This is a genomic window from Streptomyces phaeolivaceus (assembly GCF_009184865.1).
In the GTDB taxonomy this organism is placed as follows: Bacteria; Actinomycetota; Actinomycetes; order Streptomycetales; family Streptomycetaceae; genus Streptomyces; species Streptomyces phaeolivaceus.
In genome coordinates this window covers 1740417-1756499 of sequence record NZ_CP045096.1, presented here as the reverse complement: position 1 = coordinate 1756499, position 16083 = coordinate 1740417, and the positions used below count along the sequence as shown (strand labels likewise).

The following is a 16083-nucleotide window of genomic DNA, read 5'->3' as shown; positions in this document are numbered from 1 at the left end:
CCGGCGACCCGGCGACCCGGCGACCCGGCGACCCGGCGACCCGGCGACCCGGCGACCCGGCGACCCGGCCGCCGGGGGCACCGGGGGCACCGGACTCCGGCCCGTCCCCCGAACGGGCCGGAGGTCACTTCGCCCCGGCCGCGTACGTGCGGACCGCGAGCGGTACGAACACGGCAAGCAGCACGGCGCACCACAGCAGCGACCCGGCGACGGGATGGCTCACCGGCCAGGCGGCACCCTCCGGCACGGGCGCGTTCCCGAACAGGTCGCGCAGCGCCGTGGCGACCGCGCTGATCGGGTTCCACTCGGCGACCGTGCGCAGCCAGCCGGGCAGCCCCTCGGTCGGGATGTACGCGCTGGACAGCAGCGGCAGCAGGAACGTGGCACCGCCCAACTGCCCGGCCGCCTCCTCGTTGCGGGTCAGCAGGCCCAGGAAGACACCGATCCACACGCACGCGAAGCGGAACAGCAGCAACAGCCCGAAGGCACCGGCCGCCGCGAGCGCGCCCCCCTCGATCCGCCACCCCACCGCGAGCCCCACCAGCAGGAACGGCACCGTCCCCGCGGCGGTGACGAGCACATCCGCCAGCGCCTGCCCGAGCGGCACGGCGGCCCGGCTCATCGGCAGCGTCCGGAAACGGTCCATCACCCCCCGGTGCGTGTCCCCGGCGGCCTGGAACATCCCGGTCATGATCCCGCCGGACGCCGTCGCCACCAGCAGCCCCGGCACCAGGAACCGCCGGTACTCCTCGCCCGGCACGGCGAGCGCGCTGCCGAAGACGTACCCGAAGAACAGCAGCATCGAGATCGGCATGACCTGGGTGAGGATCAGCAGCCCCGGATTGTTCCGCACCCGCCGCAGCTGCCGGCCCAGCATCGCCGTGCCGTCGTACGCCAACGCGCTCATGCCGCACGCTCCTTGAGGTCCACGGGGCCGGCCGTCAGCCGGAGGAACACGTCGTCGAGGGTCGGCGGGCGCAGGCTCGCGTCGACCAACGGCACGCCTGCCGCGTCGAGTTCACGCACCAGCCGGGGGAGCGTGAGCGTCGGGTCCAGGGCGACCGCGCCCACGGCGTTCCGCTCGCGGTCGAACGAGGGCTCCGCGCCGGTGAGTTGGTCGAGGACGCCCGCCGCCCCGGTCAGCGCGTCCGCGTGGGCGACGACGACCTCCGCGTACGAGCCGATGAGCGCCTTGAGTTGGGGCGGCGAGCCGCTGTGCGCGATCCGGCCCCGCTCCATCAGCACGATCCGGTCGGCGAGTCGGTCGGCCTCCTCCAGATACTGCGTGGTGAGCAGCACGGTCGTGCCCTCCGCCTTCAGGGCGCGCACGGCGTCCCAGATCTGGTTGCGGCTCACCGGGTCCAGCCCGGTCGTGGGCTCGTCGAGGAAGAGCACCGCCGGGTGCCGGATCAGGCTGGCGGCGAGGTCGAGCCGGCGGCGCATACCGCCCGAGTAGGTGGAGGCCGGCCGGTCGGCGGCCTCCGTCAGGCCGAAACGGTCGAGGAGTTCACCCGCGCGGGCCGCCGTGTCACGGACCCGGTGCAGCCGCGCGAACAGCCGCAGGTTCTGCCGCCCGGTCAGATCCCCGTCCACCGACGCGTACTGCCCGGTCACCCCGATCGCCCGCCGGACCGCGCCCGGCTCGCGCACCAGGTCGTGGCCCGCGATCCGTGCGGAGCCCGCGTCCGGCCGCAGCAGCGTCGCCAGCAGCCGGACGACCGTCGTCTTGCCCGCCCCGTTCGGGCCGAGCATCCCGACCACCGTGCCCTCCGCCACGGCCAGATCCAGGCCACGGACGGCATGGACGTCCCCGAAGCTCTTCTCCAGACCCTCACTAAGTACGGCGTACGTAGTAGTCATGGGCCGACCATAGCGCATTACGTACGCTGTACGTAACTAGGATGGTGGCCGAGGTGATGATCGATGGCTGGCCGAGCGGCCCAACCCGAAGTGATCTGGGCGCGCCCCGAGCGCACCGGCCGAGGCCCCCGGCCCGCGTTCAGCCGCGCGGACATCGCGGCGGCGGCCGTGCGGCTGGCCGACGCGGGCGGACTCGACGCGGTGTCCATGCGGCATGTCGCGGCCGAGCTGGGCTGCGGCACGATGTCGCTCTACAACTACGTGCCGCGCAAGGAGGACCTGTACGAGCTGATGGTCGACACGGTCAGCGGCGAGCACGAGCTGTGGGAGCCCGGCGCCGACTGGCAGGCCGACATGCGCCGGGTGGCCCACCAGACGCGGGCCCTGTTGCGCCGGCACCCCTGGATGCCACGGCTGATGTCGCCGGTCTACGGCTTCAGCCCCAACGGGCTGCGGTATCTGGAGCACTGCATGACCTGCATGGACTCGCTCGACGCACCGTACGGGACGAAGATGCAGCTGCTCGCGATGGTGAACGGGTGCGTGACGACGTACGTCGCGAACGAACTGGCGACGGCCGAGCGGGTGCGGTCACTGCCGTGGTCGGAGGAGCGGGAGAACGCGGTGCGGATCGCGTATCTCGGGGGTCAGATCGCGAGCGGGGCGTATCCGCGGCTGGCCGCGGCGTTCACGGAGGATCCGGGGCCGATCGATCTGGACGCCGCGTTCGAGTGGATGCTGGGGAGGGTGCTGGAATCGTTCGCGCCGTAAGGGGTGGTGCACCCGGCTGCTCTGCAAGTCCCCCTACAGCAACGTGAACTGGCCCTCCGGGCCCTCCTCGTGATGGTCCAGGACCGAGGCGGGGCCGCGGGAGGATTCCGGGACCGGGAGTACGCCCGCCTCGCGCAGATCGGCCGTGGTGATCGGTTCCTCCACGGTCAACTCGCCCTGCCTCTGCCGCTGTTCCGCCAGCAGTGCCAGCACGGTGATCAGCTCCAGCAGTTCCGACGTCCAGGTCTGCGGCCAGGTCGGCGGGCGGATCGCCTCCAGCGTGCCGGGCTCGGCGGCCTCCGTCCGACGCGCGAACCACTCCTCCAGGACGCGCGCACCGCCCACATGGAAGTCCCAGGCCTCGGACGGCACGGGCGAGATACGGCCCTCGCCGACGAGCAGACTCTCCTCCTCGCGGTCGTAGAGGAGTTCGAGGGGGCGGGCGGGCAGCGGGGCGCGGACGTAGGGGCGGCGACCACCGGGGAGTCTGGGGCGGTCGCCGTCGCGGCGCAGGTGCAACCAGAGGACGCGGCGGCCCAGTTCGACGCCGTGCGACCAGGCCTCCGGGTCGGTGGGGAGCGGGACGTCGACCCGGTTCGGGCCGGGCCGCGCCGCCACCAGGATCCAGGCGAGGACGTCGACGGGATCGACGGCGCCCGTGCCGAGACGTGCGCCGAGATACTCCGGCAGGCCCGGCGCGAGGTTGGGCTCCAGGCCGCCCGGCCGCCGGTACAGGGGCCGGACGCGGCCGACGCGCGGGCCGTGGAGCGGGAGCAGCGGCAGGACGGGGGAGGCGAGCAGGACCGGCCCCGAGGACTCCGGGGCGACCGTCTGCTCGACCACGAAGACCTGCCGCTCGTCCGCCACCCGCCACAGCTCGGGGCGGGCCGCGTCGATCAGCCGGTGGTCGGGGACGAGCCACTGCTCGTCGAACGGGGCCGCCAGGATCCGCACGGGCTCCGGACAGGGCCCCGACTCCCGGGCCAGCCGCCCGGTGCCGCTGGACTGCCCCGGCAGCTGGGCCACCGCCGAGGCCAGGGTCCGGGACCGGGTGGGGGCGAACAGCGTCTCTCGGTCCGGGCCCTCGGCCTTCACCAGGGCGTCCCAGCGGGCCTTCAGGGAGGCGGCGTCGGGACCCGTCGGCCACCCCCGGCCCAGCCGTGGCGGTGCGACGGACCACGGCATGAGGTCCGCGAGCAGCGGAACGTCGTCGGGCGTCACGCTGGGCATCGTACGACGGGCACGGTGAAAGGACTTCTCAGTGCGCGTCGAGGGTCACCGTGAACGAGAAGCGGTCGCCGCGGTAGTGGATGACCGCCACGTCCAGGACGCGGCCCGCGTCGTCGTAGGTGACGCCCGTGTAGTGGAGGATCGGGCTGAGGAGGGGGACGTGCAGGAGGCGGGCCGTCTCCGGGTCGGCGATACGGGCCTCGACGGTGTCGGTGATCCGGCTGATGCCCACGCCCACCACGTCCCGCAGGACCTTGGTCATCGGCCAGCGCAGCAGATCGTCGCGGTCGATGCGCGCGGCCAGCTCCGGGCGGACGTAGTTGCGGGCGTGGTTGGTGGGCTCGCCCGTCTTCTCGTCGGCGCGCAGCCGGTGGTACGTGGCCACCTCGGTCAAGTCGGGGAAGTACTCAGAGAGTTCACCCGACAGAGGGGCGGTGCCCTGGTCCAGCAGCTCGGTCGTCATCCCCGACTGCTGCGCCACGATGGCGTCCACCGAGCCGAGCAGCCGCACCGGTGAACCCCGGCGCGCGCTCGGCTCGATGAACGTGCCGCGCCGGCGGTGCCGGGTGATCAGCCCCTCGTCCTCCAGTTCCTTCAGCGCCTGCCGCATGGTCAGCACGCTCACCCCGTAGTGCCCGGCCAACTGCTCCTCCGTCGGCAGCCGCAGCGGATCCCGGGCCGACCGGCCCAGTATCGAGGCGCGCAGGGACTGCGACACCTGATACCAGAGCGGCAGTTTGCGGTTCAGGACGAGCGAGTCCGGAGCGAAGGAGGTCATGACGGAATCCGTACCCGGCCCGGCGCGTTCAGCGCAACGGGCCGAAGTGGCGCTGGAGTCCGGACCACACGTCGTCGTACCCCCGCTGGAGCCGCTCCGTGCGGGCCGCCTGCGCGGTCGTGAGGATCGGCCAGCGCGTCTCGAACATGAACGCGAGCCCGTCGTCGACCCGCTGCGGCCCCAGCTCCGCCGCGCTCGCCCGGTCGAAGGTCTCCCGGTCCGGTCCGTGCGCCGACATCATGGTGTGCAGCGAGCCACCGCCCGGCACGAAGCCCTCCGCCTTCGCGTCGTACGCGCCCTCGATCAGGCCCATGTACTCGCTCATCACGTTCCGGTGGAAGTACGGCGGCCGGAACGTGTCCTCGCCCACCAGCCAGCGCGGCGCGAACACCACGAAGTCCACCCCCGCCAGGCCCGGGGTGTCGCTCGGCGAGGTCAGCACCGTGAAGATCGACGGGTCCGGGTGGTCGTACGAGATCGTCCCGATGACATTGAAACGGCGCAGGTCGTAGACGTACGGGGTGAGATTGCCGTGCCAGGCGACCACATCGAGGGGGGAGTGGTCGTAGACGGCCGTCCAGAGGTTGCCGCAGAACTTGTTCACCACCTCCACCGGGCCCTCGACCTCCTCGTACGCGGCCACCGGCGCCCGGAAGTCACGGGCGTTGGCGAGGCCGTTGGCGCCGATCGGGCCGAGGTCGGGGAGGCGGAAGAGGGCGCCGTAGTTCTCGCAGACGTAGCCGCGGGCGGTGGTGTCGAGGAGGTCGACACGGAAGCGGACGCCCCGCGGGATCAGGGCGACCTCGCCCGGCTCGGCGTGCAGCAGACCGAACTCCGTGCGCAGCAGGAGGCCGCCCCGCTCCGGGACGATCAGGAGTTCGCCGTCCGCGTCGCCGAAGACCCGCTCCATACCGGAATTGGCGTGATACAGGTGCACCGCCATGCCCGAGCGCCGCGCCGCGTCGCCGTTGCCGCCGAGCGTCCACAGGCCGGCCAGGAAGTCGGTGCCCGGCGGCGGCTCCGGCAGGGGGTTCCAGCGCAGCCGGTTGGGGTCGGGGACCGTCTCGGTGAAGGGGGCCGAGCGCAGGGTGCCGTTGTCCGCGCGCGTGAACGCGGGGTGGGCGGCCGAGGGGCGGATCCGGTAGAGCCAGGAGCGGCGGTTGTGGGCCCTCGGCTCGGTGAACGCGGTACCGCTGAGCTGCTCCGCGTACAGGCCCAGCGGGGCGCGCTGCGGGGAGTTCCGGCCGTGCGGCAGGGCGCCCGGGACCGCCTCCGAGGCGTGTTCGTTGCCGAATCCGGTGAGGTACTCCAGCGCCTCGGCCGTCTTCCTCGCGTCCCCGCTCATGCCCGCTCCCTCGCGATCCCGATTCCTATGCTTCACCGTAGGATTCGGCCGCGCCGGGCGCAAGGGGGCGACAACCGGACGCCGCCGGACCGTCCACGGATCGGGTGCGTCGGGCGGAGAGGGAGAACCGGACCGGCACCGGATCCGTCCTGTCAGTGCGGTGCTCTAGTCTCCCGGCAAGCCATCGACGCGCGGACGCCCACTGTCCGCCGCGTCCACGGCTGAGCGGGATCGGCGGTAGCACCCGTACTGATATTCGGAAGGCATTCGGACCTCGGCGGAAAGGCATGCATGAAGCCCGTGTCCCAGGCGACCTCCCTGCGCCGCGCACCCGTGCAGCGGCGCAGTGCCGAACGACTGACAAGGATCCTCGACGCCTGTGCCGACCTCCTCGACGAGGTGGGGTACGACGCGCTGAGCACCCGTGCCGTGGCGCTGCGCGCGGGTGTGCCCATCGGCTCCGTCTACCGCTTCTTCGGCAACAAGCGCGCGATGGCCGACGCCCTCGCCGAACGCAATCTGGACCGTTTCACCGACCGGGTGACCCGACGCCTCCAGGCGACGGGCGGCCGGGACTGGCGTACCGCGATGGACGCCGTCCTCGACGAGTACCTCGACATGAAGCGCAACGCCCCCGGCTTCGCCCTCATCGACTTCGGCAATCAGATCCCGGTCGGCGGACGCCGTCAGGAGCCCAACCACCGCGTCGCCGACCGGCTGTCCCAGCTGCTCTCCGCGTTCATCGACCGCACCCCCGACGAGGATCTGCGCCGTACCTTCCTCATCGCCGTCGAGACCGCCGACACCCTGGTCCACCTGGCCTTCCGGGTCTCCCCGGAGGGCGACGCACGGGTCATCCAGGAGATGCGGGAGCTGCTGCGGGCGTATCTGGCGCGGGTGCTGGACTGACGCCGGGCCGGGGGTCCCGTGGTCGCGCCGGGCCCGCGCGTCCCGTGAGCGTGTCGTGCCCGGGGTCCCGCGATTTCCCGACAAGACCCCCGGCGGCCCCTCCCCGTGATGCATACCGGTCGGTATGCTCGACCTGCCCGTACGCCCACGCCTCCGGGAGGCGACATGCCCAGTACCGCCCTGCGTATCTGCCCGCTCTGCGAGGCCACCTGCGGGCTCACCCTCACCATCGAGGGCACCCGCGTCACCAAGGCGCGCGGCGACCGGGACGATGTGTTCAGCAAGGGGTTCATCTGCCCGAAGGGCGCCTCCCTGGGCGCGGCCGACGGGGACCCGGACCGGCTGCGCACCCCGCTGGTCCGCAGGGACGGCGAACTGCGGGAGGCCACCTGGCAGGAGGCCTTCGACGCCGTCGCCGCCGGCCTGCGGCCCGTCGTCGAGGCCCACGGCCCGAACGCCGTCGGCGTCGTCCTCGGCAACCCGAACGTCCACACCGTGGCCGGCGCCCTCTACCCGCCCGTCCTCCTCGCCGGCCTCGGCACCCGCAGCCTGTTCACCGCCTCCACGGTCGACCAGATGCCCAAGCACGTCTCCAGCGGCCTGCTCTACGGCGACGCCCACGCCATCCCCGTACCGGACCTGGACCGCACCGACCATCTGCTGCTCCTCGGCGCCAACCCCCTGGAGTCCAACGGCAGTCTGTGCACCGCCCCCGACTTCCCCGGCAAGCTCAAGGCCCTCAAGGCACGCGGCGGCACCCTCACCGTCGTCGACCCGCGTACGACCCGCACCGCAAAGCTCGCCGACCGGCATGTGGCGATCCGCCCCGGCACGGACGCGCTGCTGCTCGCGGCTATGGCACACGTCCTCTTCGACGAGCACCTCGTCGACCTCGGGCATCTCGCCCCGCATGTCCAGGGCGTCGAGGAACTGGCCGCCACCGTAAGGGAGTTCACGCCCGAGGCGGTCGCCGAGGCCTGTGACGTCGACGCGGACACCGTCCGCGCGCTGGCCCGCGAACTCGCCGCCGCGCCCACCGCCGCCGTATACGGCCGCATCGGCAGCTGCACCGTCCCGCACGGTACCCTCGCCAGCTGGCTCGTCGATGTGCTCAACATCCTCACCGGCAACCTCGACCGGCCCGGTGGCGCCCTCTTCCCGCAGTCCGCGACCGACAAGACGCCCCGGCCCGCCGGACCCGGCCGCGGCTTCACGCTCGGCCGCTGGCACAGCCGCGTCGGCGGCCACCCCGAGGCCAAGGGCGAACTGCCGCTGTCGGTGCTCGCCGAGGAGATCGACACCGCCACCCCCGAGGGCGGCCCGATCCGCGCCCTCATCACGATCGCCGCCAACCCGGTGCTCTCCGCCCCCGACGGCGACCGCCTCGACAAGGCCCTCGACTCCCTGGACTTCATGGTCAGCGTCGACCCCTACCTGGGCGAGACCGCCCGGCACGCCGACGTCGTCCTGCCGCCGCCCCCGCCCTCCCAGGCCCCGCACTACGACTTCGCGCTCAACACCCTCGCCGTACGCAACCAGGTCCGCTACAACCGCGCCGCCGTGCCCCTGGAGGAGGGGCGCATGGCCGAGACGGAGATCCTCGCGCGCCTCGTCCTCGCCGCCACCGGGACGCACGGCGCCGACCCCTCCGCCGTCGACGACCTGGTCGTCGGCCAGACCCTGGGCAAGGCCGTGAAGGAGGCCCACTCGCCCGTCCACGGCCGCGACCCGAAGGAACTCGCCGGCCTGCTCACGGGCGACACCGGCCCCGAGCGCCGCCTCGACCTGATGCTCCGCCTCGGCCCGTACGGCGACGGCTTCGGCGCCGACCCCGAGGGGCTGACCCTCGCGAAGGTCCTCGCCCACCCCCACGGCATCGACCTCGGGCCGCTGCGATCCCGGCTGCCGCAGCCGCTGAAGACGGTCAGCGGCAAGGTCGAACTGCTGCCGCGGCCGATCGTCGACGACCTGCCGAGGCTCCGCACCGCCCTGCGCGAGCGCCCCGACGGCCTGGTCCTCATCGGCCGCCGCCACCTCCGCTCCAACAACAGCTGGCTGCACAACATCCCCGCCCTCACCGGCGGCACCAACCGCTGCACCCTGCACATCCACCCCGACGACGCCGACCGCCTCGGCATCACCGACGGCGACCCCGTACGGATCAAGGGCGCCGGGGGAGAGGTCACCGCTCCCGCCGAGGTCACCGACGTCGTACGGCGCGGTGTCGTCAGCCTCCCGCACGGCTGGGGACACGACCGCCCCGGCACCCGCATGAGCCACGCGGCACTCGACCCGGGCGTCAACGTCAACCAGCTCCTCGACGGCTCCCTGCTCGACCCGCTCTCCGGCAACGCGGTCCTCAACGGCATCCCCGTCGAACTGGGCCCCGCCGACCGGGCCCGAGCAGGCGCAACGCTGTGACCTGGAGTTCTGCTCTTATTGCTCGCATGTCAACGTCTTGTTAAGACTTGTGGGCCCGCCCTAACGTCGTCGCACCGCCGGTGCCCTGGTGGGAGTTCAAGGGCGAACGTTAGGTATCCACATGTTGACCATCCTCGGCTTCGCCATGATCGCGACCTTCCTGGTCCTGATCATGATGAAGAAGATGTCGCCGATCGCGGCACTCGTACTGATCCCCGCGCTCTTCTGCGTGTTCGTCGGAAAGGGAGCCCAGCTCGGCGACTACGTCATCGAGGGGGTGGGCAACCTCGCGCCCACCGCGGCGATGCTGATGTTCGCCATCGTGTACTTCGGCCTGATGATCGACGTCGGTCTCTTCGACCCGATCGTCCGGGGCATCCTCAAGTTCTGCAAGGCCGACCCGCTGCGCATCGTCGTCGGCACGGCTCTGCTCGCCGCGATCGTCTCCCTGGACGGCGACGGCTCGACCACCTTCATGATCACCGTCTCGGCGATGTACCCGCTGTACAAGCGCCTGAAGATGAGCCTGGTCGTGATGACCGGCGTCGCCGCCACCGCCAACGGCGTGATGAACACGCTGCCCTGGGGCGGCCCGACCGCCCGTGCCGCCACCGCGCTCAAGCTCGACGCCGGCGACATCTTCGTCCCGATGATCCCCGCGCTCCTCGTCGGTCTGCTCTTCGTCTTCGTCCTCGCCTACTTCCTCGGCCTGCGTGAGCGCAAGCGCCTCGGTGTGCTCAGCCTCGACGAGGTCCTGGAGCAGGAGAAGATCGTCAAGGACGAGGAGCAGCCGGAGTCCGAGGAGACCGTGCTGGTCGGCGCGGGCGCCTCCGCCGTCGGCTCCGGTGACGACAAGGCCCGTACGACGAAGACGACCGGCGGCGCCGGCTCCGGTACGGACGCCGATGCCGAGGACGACGACGAGGACGACGCCCGGCTCCAGGGCCTGGACCCCAACCGCCCGACGCTGCGCCCCAAGCTGTACTGGTTCAACGCGCTGCTCACGGTCGCGCTGCTCACCGCCATGATCATGGAGCTGCTGCCGATCCCGGTGCTCTTCCTGCTCGGCGCCGCGCTCGCCCTGACGGTCAACTTCCCCCACATCCCCGACCAGAAGGACCGGCTCGCCGCCCACGCGGACAACGTCCTCAACGTCTCCGGCATGGTCTTCGCCGCCGCCGTCTTCACCGGCGTCCTCCAGGGCACCGGCATGGTCGACTCGATGGCGAAATGGATCGTCGACGGCATCCCCGGCGGCATGGGCCCGCACATGGCCCTCGTCACCGGCTTCCTGAGCCTGCCGCTCACCTACTTCATGTCCAACGACGGCTTCTACTTCGGTGTCCTCCCGGTCCTCGCCGAAGCCGGTGCCGCGCACGGGGTGTCGCCGCTGGAGATCGCCCGCGCCTCCCTCGTCGGCCAGCCGCTGCACATGTCCAGCCCGCTGGTGCCCGCCGTGTACGTGCTCGTGGGCATGGCGAAGGTCGAGTTCGGCGACCACACCAGGTTCGTGGTGAAGTGGGCGGCGGCCACCTCGCTGATCATCCTGGCCGCGGGCGTACTCTTCGGCATCATCTGATCCGCCGATCCCCGCCGATCCCCGCCGATCCGCGTCGATCCGCGTCGTGGCGTGAACTGCCCCAAGGAGGACCCGCATCGTGAGGCCCGGTAGGAACCGCGGCTGGCTGCTCCGCCTCGTCATCGCCTTCAGCTTCGCGCAGGGGGCGGTGTCCATGGCCCGGCCCGCCGTGTCCTACCGGGCCCTCGCGCTGGGCGCCGACGAGCGGGCGATCGGTGTGATCGCGGGGGTCTACGCCCTGCTCCCGCTGTTCGCCGCCGTCCCGCTCGGCCGCAGGACCGACCAGGGCCGCTGCGCGCCCCTGCTGCCGATCGGCGTCGTCCTCATATCCGGCGGCTGCGTGCTGAGCGGCCTCGCGAACTCCCTGCCGACGATGGCCGTGTGGAGCGGTGTGATGGGCCTCGGTCATCTCTCCTTCGTGATCGGCGCCCAGTCGCTGGTGGCCCGCCAGTCCGCGCCGCACGAACACGACCGCAACTTCGGCCACTTCACCATCGGCGCCTCCCTCGGCCAACTGGTCGGCCCCATCGCCGCGGGCGCCCTGATCGGCGGCCAGGACATGGCGCGGACGAGCGCGCTGGCGCTGGTTGTGGCCGGCGCGGGGGCGGCGGTCTCGTTTACCTCGCTGTGGCGCATAGAGCGTCCCGTCGACCCCAAGTCCCTTACGGCGCGGGGCGATCGGATCCCGGTGCACCGGATACTACGGACCCGGGGTGTGCCCGGCGGCATCTTCATCAGCCTCGCCGTGCTGTCGGCGACGGACATTCTCACCGCGTATCTGCCGGTGGTCGGCGAGGACCGGGGCATCGCCCCCTCGGTGATCGGCCTCCTGCTGAGCCTGCGCGCGGCGGCCACCATCGCCTGCCGACTGGTGATGACCCCCATGCTGCGGCTGCTCGGCCGGACCGCGCTGCTCACCGTCACCTGTCTGCTCGGTGCCGTGCTCTGCGCCGGGATCGCGCTGCCGGTCCCGGTGTGGGCGCTGGCCCTGATCCTCGCCGCCCTCGGGTTCTGTCTGGGGGTCGGACAGCCGCTGTCCATGACGACGGTGGTGCACGCCGCGCCGGACGAGGCCCGGTCCACCGCCCTCGCACTCCGGCTGACGGGGAACCGGCTGGGGCAGGCCGGGGCGCCCGCCGCGGCCGGTCTGATCGCCGGGGTCGCGGGCGTGGCCGCGCCGTTCGTGATGCTCGGCGCGCTGCTGCTGGTGTCGGCGGGCATCGCCCTGCGCTCACCGGCGGAGCCGGGGCGGGGGAGCGGCGAGCGGGAGAAGGCGGGCACGGAGAGTGCGTCGCCCGGTGCGTCCCTGAGCCGTAAGGGGGACATCTGACGGGTCGTCGGGCGCGGCTCCCCCCGTGCCCGGTGTGATGTGACAGAGAGTCAAGCGAAAGAGCGATTTGTATGAAAATCGTCTGACTCGGAGGTTCTGCATGTCCACCTCGTCCCGCCCGCGCCCCGCCGGAGTGCGCGCGAGTGCCGCCGCCGTCGTCCTCGCGGCACTCACCGCCACGGGAGCCAGCCTGATCACGGCACCGGCCGCCGTCGCCGCCCCGGGCGACCCCGACGTCGTGATCCACAAGGTGGGCTTCCCGTTCGACAACCCGCGCAACCAGCGGCTGGTCTGCGACTTCTACCTCTCCGCCTTCAACTTCCCCGAGAATCCCCGACCGACCCAGCGCATCAGCTGGACCGTCGACCGGCAGCCCCCCGCGCCGCGCACCGACCCCATCGCCATGGGCGAGATCAGTCTCGCGGCCGACGGCACCGGACACAGCACACCCGTGGCGCCCGAGAGCGCGGCACGGGTCCCCGACGGAAACTATGTGCTGACCTGGAGAACCGTGACCGGGCCGCTGGAGGAGGGGCGCAGGGACATCACCGTCGACTGCCCGCTCACCGGCCCCGGAGCCGACAGGCCCGGAGCGGACAGGCCCGGAGGCGCCGGGCCCGACCGTGTCGTGGAGGCGGGCGCCGTACCGGAGGGCGCCGTCCCGGCCGGTGGCGGCGGTCTCGCCCTGACCCAGAACTTCTCGCCGGTCGCGGGCGCGGCGGCCGTGGGCCTCGCCGCGGTCGGCGGGGTGGCCTGTCTGCGGCTGCGCCGTCGCCGCGCCGATGGCGCCGCGTAGACGTCGGCCGAGGCCCTGGTACCGGACGCGCGCCTACCGCCTGGCACGGACGGTCGCGATGACCGTCGTGCTGGTGGTGGGCGGCGTCCACCTGGCGGAGGACAGGGAGCGGACGGACACCGCCGGGGCGCGCTCCGCCTGGGCCGACACCGGGGCGCGTGGTGCGGGGGCCCCGCGCGCCCAGGCGTCCCTGTACTTCACGCCCCCACCCCCCGACGAGCCCGCGCGCGCCTCGACCCCGGCGACGCCCCCCGGCCGACGGGCCGAACGGACCGCCCCCGCCCCGCCGACGGCACCGGCCACCACCGACCCCACGAGGCCGGTCCCGGCGGCCACGCCCACCGCACCGGCGGCCGGCACCCCCACCGCGTCGGCGCCCGCCGAGCCCGTGCGCCCCGCGCCCGCCACCGGGCCGGCCGAGCCGAAGCGGCCCGCCCGGCCCCGTACGCTGCCGGCCTCCCCGGCGAAGACCGTCACCATCCCCTACCTCGGCATCGAGGCTCCGGTGACAGGGCTGCGCCTCGACGCGCGACGGCGGCTTCCCGCGCCGCCGGACGACAGGCCCAAGCTCGTCGGCTGGTACACGGAGGGGCCCGCGCCCGGCGGGCCCGGAACGGCGGTCGTCGTCGGTCACCGGGACACCCGGACCGGCCCCGCCGTCTTCGCCGCCCTGGACGCGATCAAGCCCGGCCGCCCGGTGGAGGTCCTGCGGGCCGACGGCCGGACCGCCGTCTACACCGTGGACGCCGTCAAGTCGTACGAGAAGGACCGCTTCCCCAGCAAGGAGGTGTACGGCCATCGCGGTCGCCCCGAACTGCGGCTGATCACCTGCGGCGGGACGTACGACCGGCGGAAGGGGTACGCGAGCAACGTGGTCGTGTTCGCGCATCTCACCGCGACCCGGGAGCCCGCGCGCAAGCCGTGAACCGGGGCGCGGGGCGTGGACCAGCGCGTGGGGCGTGCGATACACGCTCCGGCGGGCCCCGGGGGCGTACGGGCGCACCCGCGGCCCGCCCCCGGCGCGGCCGACGGAACCGGAGTCGGAGCTACCGCTAGACGTGGACGCATGAACTCGCACCCCGTCTCCCCGCGCACCCGCCGCCGCGCCCACACCCACACCCGCGCCCGGGTCGCCCTCGCCGCCGCCGTCTGTCTGCTGACCGTCGCCGCCCCGACCGCGTACGCGACCCTCGCCGAGGACGCCCCCACCGGTTCCGTGGTCGCCCCGGCGCGCGGGACGCCGTACATCGAGACGCGGCTGCTGTTCGGCACCGAGCGGCCCGACGGCGGTCCGGCCGTCACCGACCGGCAGTTCACGGCCTTCGTCGACCGCGAGATCACCCCCGGGTTCCCGGACGGGCTGACCGTGCGGGAGGGGCGAGGGCAGTGGCGGGACGCGAGCGGGACGATCGAGAAGGAGCGGTCGTACGAGCTGATCCTGCTGTATCCGGTGTCGGCGGCCGTCGCGAGCGACCGGAAGATCGAGGAGATCCGCGGCGACTATCTGAAGGCGTTCGCGCAGGAGGCGGTGGCGCGGGTCGACGACCGGAAGCGGGTCGACTTCTGAGGCGCGTCGACGAGTCCTGCCTCACTCCCCGGGCCCCTGGTGCCGGAAAACTATCAGAGCTAGTTTTTGGGGCGGACGACCACGCCCGCCCGGGAGGCAGCACGATGAAGGCACACGACGGCATGTACATCGGCGGGACCTGGCGGCCCGCCGCCGGGACCGACACGATCGAGGTCGTGAACCCGGCCGACGAACAGGTGATCGCCCGGGTCCCGGCGGGCACCGCCGAGGACGTCGACGCCGCCGTGCGCGCCGCCCGTGCCGCCCTCCCCGGCTGGGCCGCGGCCCCGCCCGCCGAGCGGGGCGCGCTCATCGGCGCCCTGCGCGACGCGCTCGCCGCGCGCCGGGAGGAGATCGCCCGGACGGTGACGGCGGAGCTGGGCTCACCGCTGCCGTTCTCCCAGAAGGTGCACGCGGATCTGCCGGTCGCGGTCGCCGGTTCGTACGCCGAACTGGCCGCGAAGCACGCCTTCGAGGAGCGGGTCGGCAACTCGACCGTCCACCACGAGCCCATCGGCGTCGTCGGCGCGATCACCCCCTGGAACTACCCGCTGCACCAGATCGTCGCCAAGGTCGCCCCGGCCCTCGCCGCCGGTTGCACGGTCGTCCTCAAGCCCGCCGAGGACACCCCGCTGGTCGCACGGCTCTTCGCGGAGGCCGTCCATGAGGCGGGCCTGCCCGCCGGGGTGTTCAACCTGGTCACGGGCCTCGGCCCGGTCGCCGGGCAGGCCCTCGCCGAGCACGAGGGCATCGACCTGGTCTCCTTCACCGGCTCCACGGCAGTGGGCAGGCGCATCGCCGCGACCGCCGGTGCCGCGATCAAGAAGGTGGCCCTGGAACTCGGCGGCAAGTCCGCCAACGTCATCCTCCCGAGCGCCGACCTCGCCAAGGCGGTGAGCGTCGGCGTCGCCAACGTCATGTCCAACTCCGGCCAGACGTGCAGCGCCTGGACCCGGATGCTCGTCCACACCGCCCAGTACGACGAGGCAGTCGAACTGGCGGCGACGGCCGCCGCGAAGTACGGCGACCGCATCGGACCGCTCGTCAACGCCAAGCAGCGGGAGCGGGTGCGGGGTTACATCGAGACGGGCGTGAGCGAGGGAGCCCGCCTGATCGCCGGCGGCGTCGAACCCCCGCGCGAGCAGGGCTACTTCGTCAGCCCCACCGTCTTCGCCGATGTCACCCCCGAGATGACGATCGCCCAGGAGGAGATCTTCGGCCCGGTCCTGTCGATCCTGCGCTACGAGGACGAGGACGACGCCCTGCGGATCGCCAACGGCACGGTCTACGGCCTCGCCGGCGCGGTCTGGGCCGGTGAGGAGAGCGAGGCCGTGGCCTTCGCCCGCCGGATGGACACCGGCCAGGTCGACATCAACGGCGGACGCTTCAACCCGCTGGCCCCGTTCGGCGGTTACAAGCAGTCGGGAGTGGGGCGCGAGCTGGGCGCGCACGGCCTGACGGAGTACCTCCAGACCAAGTCCCTCCAGTTCTGACCGG

At 72.8% G+C, this 16083-nt stretch carries 14 protein-coding genes; 9 read left to right on the top strand and 5 right to left on the bottom strand.

Translation table 11 applies throughout. The features are described 5' to 3' along the window. Positions 1–124: 124 nt before the first annotated feature. Positions 125–907, bottom strand: a complete 783-nt coding sequence (locus tag F9278_RS08335; RefSeq protein ID WP_152167719.1) for an ABC transporter permease — start codon at positions 905–907, stop codon at positions 125–127. Then, a complete protein-coding gene (locus F9278_RS08330) occupies positions 904–1860 on the bottom strand; it encodes an ATP-binding cassette domain-containing protein (RefSeq protein WP_152167718.1) in 957 nt (318 codons plus the stop codon). Before F9278_RS08330 ends, F9278_RS08335 begins: the two co-directional genes overlap by 4 nt. A 63-nt stretch (positions 1861–1923) precedes the next feature. Between F9278_RS08330 and F9278_RS08325 the strand changes: the two genes are divergently transcribed. Continuing rightward, positions 1924–2631 (top strand): TetR/AcrR family transcriptional regulator, encoded by a 708-nt coding sequence (locus tag F9278_RS08325; RefSeq protein WP_152167717.1) that lies wholly within the window; start codon positions 1924–1926, stop codon positions 2629–2631. Between the two features lie 33 nt (positions 2632–2664). On the opposite strand, the gene F9278_RS08320 is transcribed toward F9278_RS08325, so the two are convergent. The 3 genes from F9278_RS08320 to hmgA are packed head-to-tail and all read right to left on the bottom strand — an operon-like array spanning position 2665 to position 5984. Next, positions 2665–3861: a type ISP restriction/modification enzyme gene (locus tag F9278_RS08320; RefSeq protein WP_152167716.1), complete on the bottom strand. Its 1197-nt coding sequence runs from the start codon at positions 3859–3861 to the stop codon at positions 2665–2667. Positions 3862–3889: 28 nt separating this feature from the next. Then, positions 3890–4639, bottom strand: coding sequence for a GntR family transcriptional regulator (locus tag F9278_RS08315; protein ID WP_152167715.1), 750 nt, complete (start codon positions 4637–4639; stop codon positions 3890–3892). Between the two features lie 28 nt (positions 4640–4667). Next, positions 4668–5984, bottom strand: a complete 1317-nt coding sequence (gene hmgA / locus F9278_RS08310; RefSeq protein WP_152167714.1) for a homogentisate 1,2-dioxygenase — start codon at positions 5982–5984, stop codon at positions 4668–4670. Between the two features lie 291 nt (positions 5985–6275). On the opposite strand from hmgA, the gene F9278_RS08305 reads away from it, so the two are divergent. From F9278_RS08305 to F9278_RS08270, 8 genes are all read left to right on the top strand, one after another. Then, positions 6276–6893 carry a TetR/AcrR family transcriptional regulator gene (locus tag F9278_RS08305; protein WP_152167713.1) on the top strand — a complete coding sequence of 206 codons (618 nt, stop codon included), beginning with the start codon at positions 6276–6278 and terminating at the stop codon, positions 6891–6893. 165 nt (positions 6894–7058) lie between these two features. Beyond that, complete coding sequence (locus tag F9278_RS08300) at positions 7059–9314, top strand: molybdopterin oxidoreductase family protein (protein WP_152167712.1); 2256 nt, start codon at positions 7059–7061, stop codon at positions 9312–9314. A gap of 121 nt (positions 9315–9435) precedes the next feature. Continuing rightward, positions 9436–10893: a CitMHS family transporter gene (locus F9278_RS08295; RefSeq protein ID WP_152167711.1), complete on the top strand. Its 1458-nt coding sequence runs from the start codon at positions 9436–9438 to the stop codon at positions 10891–10893. A gap of 79 nt (positions 10894–10972) precedes the next feature. Beyond that, positions 10973–12223 (top strand): MFS transporter, encoded by a 1251-nt coding sequence (locus F9278_RS08290; RefSeq protein WP_152167710.1) that lies wholly within the window; start codon positions 10973–10975, stop codon positions 12221–12223. 100 nt (positions 12224–12323) lie between these two features. Continuing rightward, the gene (locus F9278_RS08285; RefSeq protein ID WP_152167709.1) at positions 12324–13019 is read left to right on the top strand and encodes a hypothetical protein; all 696 of its coding nucleotides are present in this window, start codon (positions 12324–12326) and stop codon (positions 13017–13019) included. Between the two features lie 58 nt (positions 13020–13077). Next, positions 13078–13944, top strand: coding sequence for a class F sortase (locus tag F9278_RS08280; protein ID WP_226966671.1), 867 nt, complete (start codon positions 13078–13080; stop codon positions 13942–13944). A gap of 141 nt (positions 13945–14085) precedes the next feature. Beyond that, on the top strand, positions 14086–14586 hold the full coding sequence (locus tag F9278_RS08275) for a DUF3574 domain-containing protein (protein ID WP_152167707.1): 501 nt from the start codon (positions 14086–14088) through the stop codon (positions 14584–14586). A 104-nt stretch (positions 14587–14690) separates the two neighbouring features. Beyond that, positions 14691–16079: an aldehyde dehydrogenase family protein gene (locus F9278_RS08270; protein ID WP_152167706.1), complete on the top strand. Its 1389-nt coding sequence runs from the start codon at positions 14691–14693 to the stop codon at positions 16077–16079. The last annotated feature ends 4 nt before the right edge of the window (positions 16080–16083 follow it).

Bases quoted from the DNA above. Each gene is read 5' to 3' on its own strand.
- F9278_RS08270 (WP_152167706.1), top strand. From the start codon at position 14,691: ATGAAGGCACACGACGGCATGTACATCGGCGGGACCTGGCGGCCCGCC.
- F9278_RS08280 (WP_226966671.1), top strand. From the start codon at position 13,078: ATGACCGTCGTGCTGGTGGTGGGCGGCGTCCACCTGGCGGAGGACAGG.
- F9278_RS08285 (WP_152167709.1), top strand. From the start codon at position 12,324: ATGTCCACCTCGTCCCGCCCGCGCCCCGCCGGAGTGCGCGCGAGTGCC.
- F9278_RS08330 (WP_152167718.1), bottom strand. From the start codon at position 1,860: ATGACTACTACGTACGCCGTACTTAGTGAGGGTCTGGAGAAGAGCTTC.
- F9278_RS08300 (WP_152167712.1), top strand. From the start codon at position 7,059: ATGCCCAGTACCGCCCTGCGTATCTGCCCGCTCTGCGAGGCCACCTGC.
- F9278_RS08325 (WP_152167717.1), top strand. From the start codon at position 1,924: ATGGCTGGCCGAGCGGCCCAACCCGAAGTGATCTGGGCGCGCCCCGAG.
- F9278_RS08275 (WP_152167707.1), top strand. From the start codon at position 14,086: ATGAACTCGCACCCCGTCTCCCCGCGCACCCGCCGCCGCGCCCACACC.
- F9278_RS08335 (WP_152167719.1), bottom strand. From the start codon at position 907: ATGAGCGCGTTGGCGTACGACGGCACGGCGATGCTGGGCCGGCAGCTG.
- F9278_RS08295 (WP_152167711.1), top strand. From the start codon at position 9,436: ATGTTGACCATCCTCGGCTTCGCCATGATCGCGACCTTCCTGGTCCTG.
- hmgA (WP_152167714.1), bottom strand. From the start codon at position 5,984: ATGAGCGGGGACGCGAGGAAGACGGCCGAGGCGCTGGAGTACCTCACC.
- F9278_RS08305 (WP_152167713.1), top strand. From the start codon at position 6,276: ATGAAGCCCGTGTCCCAGGCGACCTCCCTGCGCCGCGCACCCGTGCAG.
- F9278_RS08315 (WP_152167715.1), bottom strand. From the start codon at position 4,639: ATGACCTCCTTCGCTCCGGACTCGCTCGTCCTGAACCGCAAACTGCCG.
- F9278_RS08320 (WP_152167716.1), bottom strand. From the start codon at position 3,861: ATGCCCAGCGTGACGCCCGACGACGTTCCGCTGCTCGCGGACCTCATG.